Origin of the sequence: Occultella kanbiaonis (assembly GCF_009708215.1) — a bacterium.
Lineage (GTDB): Bacteria > Actinomycetota > Actinomycetes > Actinomycetales > Beutenbergiaceae > Occultella > Occultella kanbiaonis.
In genome coordinates, this window is record NZ_CP046175.1 from 2123357 (window position 1) to 2137021 (window position 13665).

Consider the following 13665-nt stretch of genomic DNA (forward strand, 5'->3'; position numbering starts at 1 on the left):
GCCACGTGACGCGGCGGGCCGGGCGAATGGGGAGCACCCCGTCGCTCGGCCCGCCGTTCGCGTCCGTGGGGAAGGTCAGTCCTCGGAGTCGGGGTGCAGCGCCCGCACCCGGATCGTCGGCTCCATGTCCAGCAGTTCGGTGAGCTCGGACGGCCGCAGGTCGGCGCTGAGGTCGGTCACCACGTAACCCACGTCGCCGGAGGTGCTGAGCACCTGGCTCTCGATGTTCGCACCACCCGCGGCCAGCGTCCGGTTCACCGCGGCGAGGACACCCGGCACGTTGCGGTGCAGGTGCGCGATCCGGTGCGAGCCGTCGCGCGGGCGGTCCAGGATGAGCGCGGGGACGTTGACGCTCAGCGCGGTCGCACCGGTCTCGAGGTAGTCGCGCAGCTTGCCGGCGACGAACATCCCGATGTCCTTCTGTGCCTCCTCGGTGGAGCCGCCCACGTGCGGGGTGAGGATCACGTTCGGCAGGTCGCGCAGCTCGGACTCGAACGCGTCGCCCTGGGCCTTGGGCTCCTCGGCGAACACGTCGACCGCGGCGCCGACGATCCGGCCCGAGACGATCTGGTCACGCAGGTGGGCGTAGTCGACGAGGAAGCCGCGGGAGAGGTTGAGGAAGATCGATCCCTCCTTCATCCGGGCGAACTGCGCCGGCCCGAACATGCCCGCGTTCCCGGGCCGCCCGTCGACATGCAGGGTCACCACGTCCGCCACGTCCAGCAGCTCGTCGAGGCTGCGCATCCGCTGGGCGTTGCCGAGCGCGAGCTTCTCGGCGGTGTCGTAGAACACCACGCGCATCCCGAGGGCCTCGGCGAGCACCGAGAGCTGGGTGCCGATGTTCCCGTACCCGACGATGCCGAGCGTGCGGCCGCGCACCTCGTGCGCGCCAGTCGCCGACTTGTCCCAGGTGCCGGCGTGCAGCGCCTTGTCCTTCTCGGTGAGCCGCCGGGTCAACGCGATGATCTCGGCGAGGGCCAGCTCCACGACCGAGCGGGTGTTCGAGAACGGCGCGTTGAACGCAGCGACGCCACGGCCGGCGGCGGCTCGCAGGTCGATCTGGTTCGTGCCGATGCAGAACGCCCCGACGGCGAGCAGATCGGGTGCGCTCTGCAGCACCCGGGCCGTCACGTTCGTCTTGGACCGGATGCCGAGGACGTCGACGCCCTGCAGCGCCTCGATCAGCTCGTCCTCGTCGAGGGCACCCTTGGCGGTGACCACCTCGACGCCGGCGTGCGCCAGCAGTTCCCTGCCGAGCGGATGGATGTTTTCCAGAAGGAGTGCCTTGACCACGGCCCTATCGTCCACCTGCGCGGCCCAGTAACAAAAACGCGACCACTCAGTGGACGTCGGCGAGGCCCTCCGGCAGCGGGCCGTGATGCACCACGTGCAGGCGCCGGGTCGGCCTGGTCATCGCCACGTACAGGTCGCCGGCCCGGTCCGACTCGGGCATCAGCTCGGCCGGTTCGCCGAGCACGACGACGTCGAACTCCAGGCCCTTGCTGCCCGCCGGGTCGAGCAGGACCACCTCGTCGGTGAGGTCGACCACGGCCGACACCCCGAGCGCCTCGAGCAGCCCCGCATGCCGGTGCCGCGCCGCGACCACGGCGAGCCGGCCGCCGTCGAGCGTCTTCCGCTCGGCCTCGACGGCCGCCCGCAGACCCGCCGTCAGATCGTCGACCTGCGTGATCGCCAGCGCGTCGTCGATGTCCCGGGCCGAGGTGACCGGCGTCGGCGGGTGCTCCGGGTCGGCGGCCGTCGCCACCCGCCTGGCGGCGTCCATGATGTCCGACGGCGTCCGGTAGTTCACGGTCAGCGTCGCCAACCGCCAGCGGCCGCGCAGCGGTCCGTCGAGGGTCGCGCCCCAGTCGGAGGTGCCGGCCCGGGTGGAGGTCTGCGAGACATCACCGACGATGGTCATCGACCGGGTCGGGTTCCGGCGCAGCAGCGCCCGCCACGCCATCGCGGAGAGCTCCTGGGCCTCGTCGACCACGACGTGCCCGTAGGTCCAGCTGCGGTCCGCGTAGGCGCGTTCGGCCGTCGTCTGCCGCGGACCGGAGGTCGCGAACCGGTCGGCGAGGACCTCGGCGGAGACCATGCCGCCACCCGCCCCGCTGGCCTCCAGGACCTCGCGGGCGTACTCGACCTCCTGGGCCCGGCGGGTCTCGGCCTCGCGGGCGCGCGCGCGATCGGCCTCCTCGTCGGCGCCTATGAGTTCGGCGGCCTCGTCGATGAGCGGGACGTCCGCGGGGGTCCACTCGGCGTCGGTCCGCTCGAGCAGCCTGCGCTCGGCAGCGGTCAGCATCGGTGCCGCCTCAGTGAGGCGGTGCGGCTTGGCGTACAGGTCGGCCAGCAGGCCGGTCGCGGACAACGGCATCCAGCACAGGTTCAGCGCCACCCGCACGTCCCGCGCGGACCGGAGCTCCTCGAGCACCTCCACGTGATCGTCCTCGCCGAGACCGGGGACCATCTCGGCGTACTGACGGGACAGGGCGGTGAGCATCTGGCGCACGAACGTCACCCGGGCGAGGTTGTGCGGCGCTCGCCCACGCCGGGCCCGAGCCTGCGCCTCGCGCACCTCGGCCGGACGCAGCGTGAGCCGGACCGAACCCACCTTCAGCTCCCGCTCGGGCAGCACCCGCTGCCGGGCGCGTACGGCCGAAGCGATGATCCGCGCCCACACGGCCCGGCCCTTGATCTCGGCGACGCGGTCCGACTCGATGCCACGCGCGCTCACGCCCGGCACCAGGTCCGCCATCGTCGAGGCGACCACACCCGTCTCGCCGAGGGAGGGCAGCACCTGCTCGATGTAGCGCAGGAACACCCGGCTCGGCCCGATCATCAGGACTCCGGACCGCTCGAGGCGTTGCCGGTGCGCGTAGAGCAGGTAGGCGGCGCGGTGCAGGGCCACCGCAGTCTTCCCGGTGCCGGGACCACCCTGGACCACCAGCACGCCGTCCAGGTCGGAGCGGATCACCGCGTCCTGCTCGGCCTGGATGGTGGCCACGATGTCGCCCATCCGGCCGGTGCGCTGAGCGTTCAGGGCGGCCAGCAGCGCGCCCTCGCCGGAGAGGTTCACCTCGGCGGCATCGGTGAGCGCATCCAGGTCGAGCACGTCGTCCTCGACCGCGATCACCGTGCGCGCGCGGGTCTGCAGGTGTCGGCGCAGGATCAGGTCACCAGGAGCCGCAGCGGTCGCCTGGTAGAAGGCGCGTGCGGCCGGTGCCCGCCAGTCGGTGAGCATCGGGGCGTGGTCGTCGTCCGAGAGGCCGATCCGGCCGACGTACCGGCGCCCGCCGTCGCGCAGGTCCATCCGTCCGAACACGAGCCGGTCCTCGACGGCGTCGAGCTGGGCCAGGCGGTCCTCGTACAGCGTCGCGAACGCGTCGCGCTCGGAGCGGTTCTGGGGCGAGCCCGACGGGCCCTCGCGCCGCACCTGCGCGAGCCGCTGGGTGGTGTGCTCGCGCAACTCGTCCAAGCGGGCATAGACGGCGTCCAGATACGTCTGCTCGGCGAACGGCACGATGTTCTTGGTGGGTTCGGTCGCGGTCACGATGTGATCGGATCTCCCTGCATGCTCGGCGGCAGTTCTCGGTACTGGAGTGGATCGGACGGCCGTCCATTATCCCCCTGATCGGCGCGGTCCGCGTCGCGATGTCCACTCTCCGGTCGCGAGAGGACGATGGGGAATGACACCGGCGGTCCTCGTGTTGGATCGGTGGAGAGGTGAGTGACATGACGAAGGACCCACGAGAGTTGTACAGCCGCAGCGACGGCCCGGTGGACCTGCGCGACGGCGAGGTCCCGGTGCTGGTGCACGCCCTGCAGGGCGCCATGGACGCCGGCCACGCGGGTCGGCTGATGGCCCGTCACCTGACCCGCAAGCTTCCGAGTGAGCGACTGATCGACTTCGATGTGGACGCGCTCCTGGACTACCGTTCTCGCCGGCCGTCGATGGTGTTCGACGACGGCGCCTGGACGTCCTACGAGGACCCCGAGCTCGTGGTCGACCTGATCCGCGACGACGAGGGCGCCCCGGTGCTCTTGCTGCACGGGCTCGAGCCGGACCTGCAGTGGGAACGGTTCGTCGCGGCCGTGCGCACCATCATCGAGGACTTCGGCGTGACCACCACGATCGGAGTGCACGGCGTACCGATGGGCGTGCCGCACACCCGCCCGATGACGGTCACGGCGCACGCGACCCGGGCGGACCTGATCGGGGAGCACCCGAACTACTTCTCGAACGTCCAGGTGCCGGGCACCGTCTCGGCACTGCTCGAGTTCCGGCTCGGCCAGGAGGGGCGCGACGCGCTCGGCTACGCGGTCAACGTGCCGCACTACCTGGCCCAGATGGAGTACCCGCAGGCGGCCGCGGAACTGGTCCGGCAGATCTCGCGCACCACGGGGCTGAGCCTGCCCGTGGGTGACCTCGAGGCTGCCGGGGCGAAGGTTCGCGCTGACATCGACCGGCAGGTGTCCGGTTCGGAGGAGGTCGGCGCCGTGGTGCACGCGCTGGAGACCCAGTTCGACTCGTTCCTCAGTGCGAACGGTGAACCGGGGCGCGGATCGCTGACCGCGCCGGCGGAGGAACTGCCCAGTGCCGACGAACTCGGCGCGCAGTTCGAGGCCTACCTGGCCGGCAAGGACGGCGACTCCGACTGACGCCCGGTCCACCGATTCCTGCGAATCAGTGGAATTCTTGACGCCGGCCATGCCAGACTTGCCGGTGTTGCAGGCGTTTCACTTACGTACGATCCGGGGCAAGCACAACCGGTGCAGGTCTCACGGACGAACGAGTGGGGCCGTTGAGGTGCCACGAGTCCGTCCACACTGACGTGGGGCGAAGCATTGCGGCATCACCGGGGTGGGCACCGGGCCCGCCCCAGAATTGTCCCCGGAAGGACACGCACAACATGGCACAGGGAACCGTCAAGTGGTTCAACGCTGAGAAGGGCTACGGCTTCATCGCCCAGGACGGCGGCGGCGACGACGTCTTCGTCCACTACTCGGCCATTCAGTCCGACGGCTACCGCAGCCTCGAAGAGGCACAGCGCGTCGAGTTCGAGATCACCCAGGGCCCGAAGGGCCCGCAGGCGGAGAGCGTTCGCGCCGTCTGATCTCGCTCGGTGAGGGGGCCCGCACCCACGGGGTGCGGGCCCCCTCGCATGCTCGGACCCGCCGGCGTCCGCGCTGCTCAGGACGAGTGGTCGACGGCGGCGCTCGCCGGCGTAGGCCCGTCGCCGCCGGCCGTGGTCGCCACGGCGGCCGGGTCCGATCCGAGCGTCGGCGGCGGGTCCGTGAACGGGCGCGAGGTGCCCATGAACACCTCGAACGCCGGGCCGTGGACCAGGCTCGCGGGCGCGGGCAGGGTCCGCACCCGCCGGTCCAGGTGGGCCAGGGGCAGCGGTTCGGCGGAGCCGACCAGCACGACGTTGCCGTACCGGCGGCCCTTCAGGACGCCCGGCTCCGCGATCACGGCGGTGTACTCGAACACCTCGGCCACGGTTGCCGCCTCCCGGCGGGCCAGCGGCAGCGGTGGATGGTCGGCGGTGTTCGCGAGGTAGAGCCCACCGGGCCCGAGGACCCTGGCCACCTCGCGGGTGAACTCCAGGGTGCGTAGGTGTGCCGGTACCGCCCGGTCCGCGAACGCGTCCCGGATCACGGCGTCGTAGCTGTCCTCCCGGGCCGCCGTCGTGGTGCGCCGGGCATCGTCGACGCGGATCCGGAGCCGCGGCGCGCGGGGCAGATCGAACCAGTCGCGCACGTACTGGGCGAGGAGGGCATCGACTTCGACGGCGAGCTGGCGCGAGTCCGGCCAGGTCGCGTCGACGGCCCGGGCAAGGGCGCAGCCGGCCGCACCGAGGTGCAGGGCCCGGACACCGCCGCCCTCGGGCAGTGACTCCTCCAGGGCGGCGAGCATCTGCTGCATGTACTCGAACATCAGCCGACGCGGATCGGCGAGATCGAGGTGGGAGCTCTCGACCCCGTCGAGCAGGACCAGCACACCGTCCGGATCGGCACTGTCGGTGGTCAGTTCTACAGTCGACAGCGAGGTTGGAACGGGGCCGGTCGGCCACGGTGACCGCTGCGATCGTTGCGGAACGGCGCGGGAGCGCGGTGAGCGGCGGCGGGCCATGGACAGACCGTACCTCTTGACAGGTTCGAACACGTGTTCGATACTGGAGGCAGGTCGAACACCGGCTCCCGAAGGCCCGGCGGTCGATCGAAGGCGGAACAGGACGGAGGCAGGCGAGATGGCGGCATATACGAGTCCCGATCAGCTCCTGCGTCGCGCCCAGGCCGAGCTCGACGAGGTCGGGGCCGGTACCGGCGCGCGCTCGGTGTTCCTGCATGCCCACATGGCCGGGCTCCGGGCGGCGGCCGCGGTCGTCGCCGTCGGGTCGGGAGCCGTGCCGGTGCCGGCCAGGCGCCGGCGGGCCGTGCGCAGCGTCTGGGAGCAACTCGCCGAGGCGGGCGAGCAGTGGCAGCCTTGGGCTGTGTACTTCGCAAGCGGCGCGCCGATCCGGGCGGCCATCGACTCCGACCGGGACGTCGCGCTGAGCGTCGAGCGTGCCCAGGAGACGTTCGAGGCGGCCACCGAGTTCCTCGGGCTCGCCGGCGAGCATGTGCTGCGGGCGTCCGCGGCGCGGGACCAGCGCGTGTCCGCGTTGGCGTCATGAGTTCGGTATGAGCCGGGGTCCGCGCGGCGTCGGCGCGAATCGCGACTGGGGCAGCGACGACTCGCGGACCCCGATCCTGCACGTGGACATGGACGCCTTCTTCGCCGCGGTCGAGCTGATCGATCGCCCGGAACTGCGCGGCCGGCCGGTCATCGTCGGCGGCCAGCACCGCGGCGTGGTGCTCTCGGCAACCTACGAGGCGCGCGCCGCCGGGGTCCACTCGGCGATGCCGATGGCGCAGGCACGCGCGTTGTGCCCGCAGGCGATCGTGATCCAGCCCGAGCACGGGCGCTACCGCGAGGTGTCCCAGTCGGTGATGCGGATCCTCGGCGAGGTCACGCCCGTGATCGAACCGTTGAGCATCGACGAGGCGTTCCTCGACGTCTCCGGCGCGCGGCGCCGGATCGGGCCGCCGCGACTGATCGCCGAGCAGATCCGAGAGCGGATCCGCACGGAGCTCAAGGTGGTCGCGTCGGTCGGTGTCGCCTCGACGAAGTTCGTCGCGAAGCTCGCGTCCAGCCACGCCAAGCCGGACGGTCTGTTGCTCATCCCGGACGAGGCGAGTGTGCCGTTCCTGCACTCGCTGCCGGTCGGCGCACTCTGGGGGGTCGGGGAGCGCACCCAGGCGAACCTGGCCCGGCTCGCGATCCACACGGTCGCCGACCTCGCCAACACCCCGGTGGGGACGCTGAACCGGCTGCTCGGCAACTCCGCCGGCGGGCGGCTGTTCGACCTGTCCTGGGGGCGTGATCCACGGCCGGTGCAGCCCGTCCGTCAGGAGAAGTCCATCGGTCACGAGCAGACCTTCGCGATCAACCTCACCGGGCGGGCGGCGATGGCCGCTGTCCTGCTCGACCAGGCACACCGGTGTGCGGCCCGGCTGCGTGCGGGTGATCTGGTCACTGCCGGGGTCTCCATCAAGGTGCGGTTCGCGGACTTCACCACCCTGACCCGGTCGCGTGCCCTGGAGGCTCCGACGGACGTCGCGCACGAGCTGTACCAGGCGGCGCGGTCGCTGCTCGCGGGCGTGGACGTGCCGGCCGGAGGGGTGCGGCTCCTGGGCGTCCGGTGCGACGCGCTCAGCGATTCCGCGACCACGGTGGTGCAGGCTCGACTCGACGATCCGGGGGAGGAACGACGCGAGGCGGAGCGTGCGATGGACGCCGTCCGGGCCCGATATGGAGTGAATGCGCTCACAGCGGGATCACTGCTGTCCGTTCCGGCTACCGCGAACCGCTCAGGGGACTTAAACTAAGATTCAACAGCCCCGCACGGGGGCGGTCCGGAACCCTTTTGGGAGGTGACATGCCTCTCTCTGAGTACGAGCAACGCGTGCTGGAGCAGATGGAGCAGCAACTGCGCTCCGACGACCCCAAGCTCGCGGATGCGATCTCCGGCACGCCGACGCGCCGACCCTTGCACGTGGTGCTCGGCACACTCGTGGCGCTGGCCGGGCTGGGCATGCTCGTTGGTGGCGTGGCCAGCCAGTTCATTCCGCTCGGCATCGCTGGTTTCCTCGCCATGTTCGGTGGCGTCATGTGGGCGATCTCGCGGCCCCGTGTGGGGAGCCCGGCACCGACAGGTGAAGCTGGCAAGGCCACGAACGTGCGTCGGATGAAGCCACGGAAGTCTTCGTTCATGACGCGCCTTGAGGAGCGTTGGGACCGTCGCCGCGGCGACGGTCAGTAGGGCACCGGTCCGGTAGCACCGAACCGGAGTTGTCGTAGTGCCGAGTAGTAGTGCTGAGGGCGTCGTCCGGACGCAGTCGTTCGGACCGCCCGCATGACAATCCGCTGCACTGGCGCGCCGTCCGCGTCTCGCAGGCGGCTTCGCTCGCACCCTCAGGCGTTGAGCGCGCCCAGTGCCGGAACGCGCCCATACTGAAGGCGCCCGGCGTTCAACGCGCCCGTGGCGGAACGCGCTCAGTGGCGCGTAGCAGCGGCCTGCCGGCCTGCGGCCCTGGCGCCGGCAACCACCTGCTCCGCCCAGAGGTCGACGTTCACCGGATCGGCCGCGGGGGCATCGGAGCGCCCGTACCGCTCGGTCGCCACCGCGTCCGCGAGCTGCTGGAGTGCGGCCGCTGCGTCGGGCTCGAGACGTTCGGTTGCCGCCCGCGCCAGCGCCATCGGCGTCAGCGCGGGTGACGTGTCGAACCCGGCCCGCCCCAGCGCACGGACCGCTCGTTCCCAGTGGTGTTCGAGCGTGCTTCCCGAGGCGCGCCGACGGCGCCAGGCGCCGACGGCGGCGAGGAGCACGATCAACCCGGAGATCACGGCGAGCACCACGGCCACGTTGGAGCGCTGGGCGCTCGAGGAGTCGGGAGCTGTGGTCGACGGCGTCGTGGCAGCCGGGCCGGTGGTGGGAGCCTGTGAGGTAGCGGCCGTGGTGGGCGCCTGCGTCGTGGTCGGCTCCTGACTCGGCTCGTCACCCGTGGCCGGGGTGGGTGCCCACGCCGGCGCATCCCCGGACTGCAGGCTGGGCGTCGGCTCGAACCGCACCCAGCCGACGTCGGGGAACAGCACCTGCGGCCAGGCGTGAGCGCGGTGCGCGGTGATCGCGTTGACACCGTCCGGGCGCGTCTCACCGGGCAGGAACCCGATCGCGACCCGGGTCGGGATGTCGAGCGTGCGCAGCATGATCGCCATCGCCGTCGCGAACTGCACGCAGTAGCCGTTCCGGTCGGTGAGGAAGTCCCAGACCGCGTCGGTGGTGCGAGCACCCTCGATGGTCTGGGTGTAGACGAACAGGGAGTCGTCGCGAAGGAAGTTCTGGATCGCGAGTACCTGCTCGTACGGCGTCGTCGCGCCGGCCGCGTCCACGACCTCACGGGTCAGGTCGGCGATCTCCTGGCCGTACCCGGTGTCGGGTACCTCCAGCAACTCCGGGTCGACCTCCAGGGACCGTGGATCGAGCGTGCTCAGCGCCGTGGCGCTGAGATCCCGTGGCGTGAACGCGACGTCATAGGTGAACGGTGACGGCGGCGAGCCCTGAGCGATGACCTCGTCGGCCGTCGGGTCGTAGGCCCAGACCCCCTCTACCGAGACCGTGCGTGGCTCCCCGGGTACCAGCAACCGGTCCTGCCCGAGGTCGTGGATGGTGATCGTGGCCCGCTGATCGGCACCGGCGCCCGGGTCGTCCTGCGGCCACAACGTCTGGCCCTCGACCGGAACCGTGTCGCCGGGCTCGCCACGCTCCCAGGTGCTGCCGTTGAACTCGGTGAGCGTGTAGGCCTGAAGCGGTCCGAGCTGGGCGGGCGTGACGCCCTGGTAGGTCACCAGGAGTACGTCCTCGTCCCGCTGCAGGTTCTCCCGCAGGTCCAGACCGAGGTCAAGCCGGGTGGAGTTGGACGAGCTCAGGTCATAGAGCGTGTGCAGGCGCACCGGGCTCGGCAGCCGGAGCAGGCTGGGTGCCCCGACCAGAGCAACCACCAGGGTCACCCCCACCACCGTCGCGCTCGCCACCAGCGCCCGGCGGCGCAGCGCGTCGGGCGCACGCCGTCTCGACCGGGCCGCCGGCTCGTGGGCCCGCGCCTGGACGGCGAGCAGCATCAGGAAGCTCAGGCCGGCCACGACGAAGACCCACGTGTGCACCCGGGCACCGATCACTACGGGGACCGTCCAGAGCCCCAGGAGTGGCAGCGCAGCCCAGGCGGGCGCGCCGGCTCCGACCCCCAGGAGTTCCGCGAACAGGTAGACGACCACCATCCCGGTGACCACGAGCAGCCCGACCCCCACGTTCCCGGAGATCGGCGGCGTGGACTCCCGGGAAGCCAACAGGCCGGACTCGACGAGGGCGCGCAGTTCGTGGATGGACGCCCTCGTGGGGAGGATCCCCAGCAGCGCCGAGCCCGGGGCGAACATGGCCGCGAGGGTGAACGCGGCCACCACCAGTCCGATCAGGGTCGGCAGCAGGTCCGAGCGCAGGAACCGGCGCGCGAGCAGGACCGCGCCCGCGACGATGATGAGGGCGAGGATCCCCTTGCGCAGCCACACGTCCTGGTCGACGAGCCGCGCCAGCGCGAACGTGGATGACAACGTGGCGACCAGGATCGCCCCGGTGGCCGTCAGGCGGCGGCCCATCAGCGCGCCCCGACCGTGAGCAGGTCGGACCAGGCGTCGGCGACTGAGGCGTCCGGACCCACCTGGGACACGCTCCAGCCCTCGGACTCCAGCGGCCCCAGGTCTGTGCCGGCGACCGTGGACACCACCAGTGCGAAACACCGGCGGCGTCCGGCCAACGGCGCGATCCGGTCGATCAACGCCTCCTCGGGCTCCCGGAGCACCACCATGAGGATCGGCGCCCCGCTGCCGCGGGCCCTGCGCATGAGCTCGGCGTGCACGTCGTCCCGGATGTCGGCGGGGATGGCCTCGGCCCTGGCGAGCAGGTCCAGCGCCTCGGTCTGCGACGGGCCGACCAGCGGTTCGTCGCTCGCGCCACCGCGGGTGGTGTGATGCGTGGCGATCCGGACCCGGTACCGGTGCCGGATCAGTGAGACCGCCAGGGACGCGGTGGCGCTGACCGCCCACTCGGTCCCGTTCTCGGGGGAGTGGTCCTCCGGTGCACCGAGATCCAGGAGGACGTCCACGCCGTGCGTCGTCGACGGCTCGTCCTGGCGGACCATCAGGGCGCCCTGACGCGCGGAGCTGCGCCAGTGCACCCGATGCAGATCGTCACCGCGCTGATACTCGCGCAGCGTCAGGTCCTCGAGATTTCGCTGCGGACTGCCCTGGGGCCGGGACACGGCGGCGTCCAGCGTCACCGCGCGGATCTCCCGGGTCAGGTCGGCGTACCGGGGCCAGACGATCACCTCGTCCGTCGGACCACTGGTGACCCGCCAGCGCACGAGGTTCAGGGGGTCGGAGCGATGCACCGTCGCCGGGCCGAGGGAGAACACACCACGACTCGGCGGGGTGATCGTGTAGCCGCCTCCACTGGTCCCGCTCCGGTGCAGTGCGCTCGGCACGCGCTCGCGCAGCGTCGTCCACGGCCCGAGCCGTACATCGGTCGTGTGCAGCCGGACCGTTGCGCTGGAGCCCGCCGTCGGGCGCTGCGGGATGACCGTGCGCACCACCGCCGCCGGCTTCGACATGGCCCGGGTGACCAGCGACCAGAGCAGGCTGACCAGCGGCACCGCGACCACCAGGGCCGCGATCCGGGCCAGCGTGAGCGACTGCATCGACGCGGCGAGCACGGCCAGCATCGCCCCGCTGATCAGCAGGCCGATCGCCCGGGCGCTCAGTCGCACGGCAGGATCCTCACGCAGGCACGGGCACGGTTCGCAGGATCTCGTCCAGGACCTCCGGCGCCTCCGCGCGCCCGCGTCGCGCCGACCGGGTCAGGGCGAGCCGGTGGGCCAGCACCGGCAGGGTGTTCTGCTGGACGTCGTCGGGCAGTACGAAGTCCCGTCCGGCCATCACGGCACGGGCCTTGGACAGCGCCACCAGTTGCAGACCGGCCCGGGGCGAGGCGCCCAGTTCGACATGCGCGTGCTCCCGGGTGGCCCGGACCAGACTCAGCACGTACCGCAACACGGCGTCGGAGACGAAGATCTCCCTCACCTCGGCGATGATCCGCAGCGTCTCGGCCTGCGACAGCACCGGCGTGACCGCCTCGAGCGGATCGCGGAACCCGCCCGAGGCGAGCAGTTCGAGTTCGTCCTGAGCCGGCGGGTAGCCGATCGAGGACTGGGCCATGAACCGGTCCCGCTGCGCCTCCGGCAGCGGATAGGTGCCCTCCATCTCGACGGGGTTCTGGGTCGCGATCACCATGAACGGCTGGGGTAGCGGGTGGGACCGGCCGTCGACCGTCACCTGCCGCTCCTGCATCGACTCCAGCAGTGCCGACTGGGTCTTCGGCGAGGCCCGGTTGATCTCGTCACCGATGACCACGGTTGCGAACAACGGGCCGGGGTGGAACTCGAACTCCGCGGACTCCTGCTTGTAGATCGTGACCCCGGTCAGGTCGCTCGGCAGCAGGTCGGGAGTGAACTGGATCCGACCGACCGTGCCCTCCACGGAGGCTGCCAGGGCCTTGGCGAGGGTGGTCTTGCCGACCCCGGGCACGTCCTCGAGCAGCAGGTGACCCTGGGCGAGGAAGACGGCGATCGCCGTCGCTACCGCCTCGTCGCGGCCATGGACCACCGATCGGAGGCTGCGCTGCAACGCATCGATCGATCGCCCCGTCTCGGTCAGGTCGACGGTGTGCTGCTGCTGCGCCATGGGCCGAGCCTATTCGGTCGCGACCGCCCGCGTTCGGTGAAGCGACTGCGGGATCGGCACGACCGAAACCCTCCACTTCACACCACCGGCCCTGACCTGCACGTTTGTACGGGATCTTCACGACTCGATGCGCCTTCTGCCTTGTGGGTGGAGCAAAGTGGAGTAGCGTGGGGGCATCCGGAGTGAAGTGGGAAGGGGGTGGGTGATGTTTCTCGGTACGTACGAGCCTCGGCTGGACGAGAAGGGCCGCCTGATCCTGCCCGCCAAGTTCCGTGACGAGATGGCACCGGGGGTCTTCATCACCCGAGGCCAGGACCGCTGCCTGTACGCCTTCCCGCGCGACGAGTTCGAGCGCGTGCACACCGAGCTCCGTCAGGCCTCGAGTGCGGACAAGCGCACCCGCGACTACATGCGGGTGTTCCTCTCCGGTGCGTCCGAAGAGATCCCGGACCGGCAGGGCCGCGTCACGATCCCTGCGAACCTGCGGAAATACGCCGGTCTCGACCGGGAGCTGGCCGTGATCGGCACCGGCACCCGGATCGAGATCTGGGACGCCGCGGCCTGGGCCACCTACCTCGAGGCCTCCGAGCAGGCCTTCGCCGACATCAGCGAGGAGGTGATCCCGGGTCTCTGACGCACCACCGCCCCGCGAGGTCTCTCACCGCGACTCTGACGCACTTCCCCGGCGCCAGAGCAGGCGGGGGGAGTCCTGGTCGGGCGGCGGAGGGCCTCCCGACCACCCACTCGCTCCACTTCCCACCACGCAC

Annotated in this window: 12 protein-coding genes; 6 read left to right on the top strand and 6 right to left on the bottom strand. The window is 71.3% G+C overall.

The genetic code is table 11. From position 1 onward, the window contains the following. Window positions 1–75: 75 nt before the first annotated feature. Window positions 76–1293: a phosphoglycerate dehydrogenase gene (gene serA, locus GKS42_RS09765; protein ID WP_154793648.1), complete on the bottom strand. Its 1218-nt coding sequence runs from the start codon at window positions 1291–1293 to the stop codon at window positions 76–78. Window positions 1294–1339: 46 nt separating this feature from the next. Further along, window positions 1340–3553: a HelD family protein gene (locus tag GKS42_RS09770; RefSeq protein ID WP_232847999.1), complete on the bottom strand. Its 2214-nt coding sequence runs from the start codon at window positions 3551–3553 to the stop codon at window positions 1340–1342. A 182-nt stretch (window positions 3554–3735) separates the two neighbouring features. On the opposite strand from GKS42_RS09770, the gene GKS42_RS09775 reads away from it, so the two are divergent. Both GKS42_RS09775 and GKS42_RS09780 read left to right on the top strand, forming a co-directional pair. Further along, on the top strand, window positions 3736–4662 hold the full coding sequence (locus GKS42_RS09775) for a PAC2 family protein (RefSeq protein ID WP_154793649.1): 927 nt from the start codon (window positions 3736–3738) through the stop codon (window positions 4660–4662). Between the two features lie 251 nt (window positions 4663–4913). Further along, complete coding sequence (locus GKS42_RS09780) at window positions 4914–5117, top strand: cold-shock protein (RefSeq protein ID WP_133108871.1); 204 nt, start codon at window positions 4914–4916, stop codon at window positions 5115–5117. 77 nt (window positions 5118–5194) lie between these two features. Here the strand turns inward: GKS42_RS09780 and GKS42_RS09785 are convergent, their stop codons facing one another. Further along, window positions 5195–6136, bottom strand: a complete 942-nt coding sequence (locus tag GKS42_RS09785) for a spermidine synthase (RefSeq protein ID WP_168217799.1) — start codon at window positions 6134–6136, stop codon at window positions 5195–5197. A 118-nt stretch (window positions 6137–6254) separates the two neighbouring features. On the opposite strand from GKS42_RS09785, the gene GKS42_RS09790 reads away from it, so the two are divergent. From GKS42_RS09790 to GKS42_RS09800, 3 genes are read left to right on the top strand one after another with little or no spacing between them, the layout of a single operon-like run. Continuing rightward, window positions 6255–6680, top strand: coding sequence for an SAV_6107 family HEPN domain-containing protein (locus GKS42_RS09790; protein WP_154793651.1), 426 nt, complete (start codon window positions 6255–6257; stop codon window positions 6678–6680). A 7-nt stretch (window positions 6681–6687) separates the two neighbouring features. Then, window positions 6688–7935 carry a DNA polymerase IV gene (dinB, locus tag GKS42_RS09795; RefSeq protein WP_154793652.1) on the top strand — a complete coding sequence of 416 codons (1248 nt, stop codon included), beginning with the start codon at window positions 6688–6690 and terminating at the stop codon, window positions 7933–7935. A gap of 50 nt (window positions 7936–7985) precedes the next feature. Beyond that, window positions 7986–8369 carry a DUF3040 domain-containing protein gene (locus tag GKS42_RS09800; RefSeq protein ID WP_154793653.1) on the top strand — a complete coding sequence of 128 codons (384 nt, stop codon included), beginning with the start codon at window positions 7986–7988 and terminating at the stop codon, window positions 8367–8369. Window positions 8370–8602: 233 nt separating this feature from the next. Here the strand turns inward: GKS42_RS09800 and GKS42_RS09805 are convergent, their stop codons facing one another. Genes GKS42_RS09805 through GKS42_RS09815 form a run of 3 tightly spaced genes read right to left on the bottom strand, consistent with a single transcriptional unit; the run spans window position 8603 to window position 12898 of the window. Next, the gene (locus GKS42_RS09805) at window positions 8603–10759 is read right to left on the bottom strand and encodes a transglutaminase TgpA family protein (protein ID WP_154793654.1); all 2157 of its coding nucleotides are present in this window, start codon (window positions 10757–10759) and stop codon (window positions 8603–8605) included. Then, complete coding sequence (locus tag GKS42_RS09810; protein WP_154793655.1) at window positions 10759–11925, bottom strand: DUF58 domain-containing protein; 1167 nt, start codon at window positions 11923–11925, stop codon at window positions 10759–10761. The genes GKS42_RS09805 and GKS42_RS09810 overlap by 1 nt, the downstream gene beginning before the upstream one ends. 10 nt (window positions 11926–11935) lie before the next feature. Then, on the bottom strand, window positions 11936–12898 hold the full coding sequence (locus tag GKS42_RS09815) for an AAA family ATPase (protein ID WP_154793656.1): 963 nt from the start codon (window positions 12896–12898) through the stop codon (window positions 11936–11938). Window positions 12899–13103: 205 nt separating this feature from the next. Between GKS42_RS09815 and mraZ the strand changes: the two genes are divergently transcribed. Further along, window positions 13104–13532: a division/cell wall cluster transcriptional repressor MraZ gene (mraZ, locus tag GKS42_RS09820; protein WP_154793657.1), complete on the top strand. Its 429-nt coding sequence runs from the start codon at window positions 13104–13106 to the stop codon at window positions 13530–13532. Window positions 13533–13665: the final 133 nt, after the last annotated feature.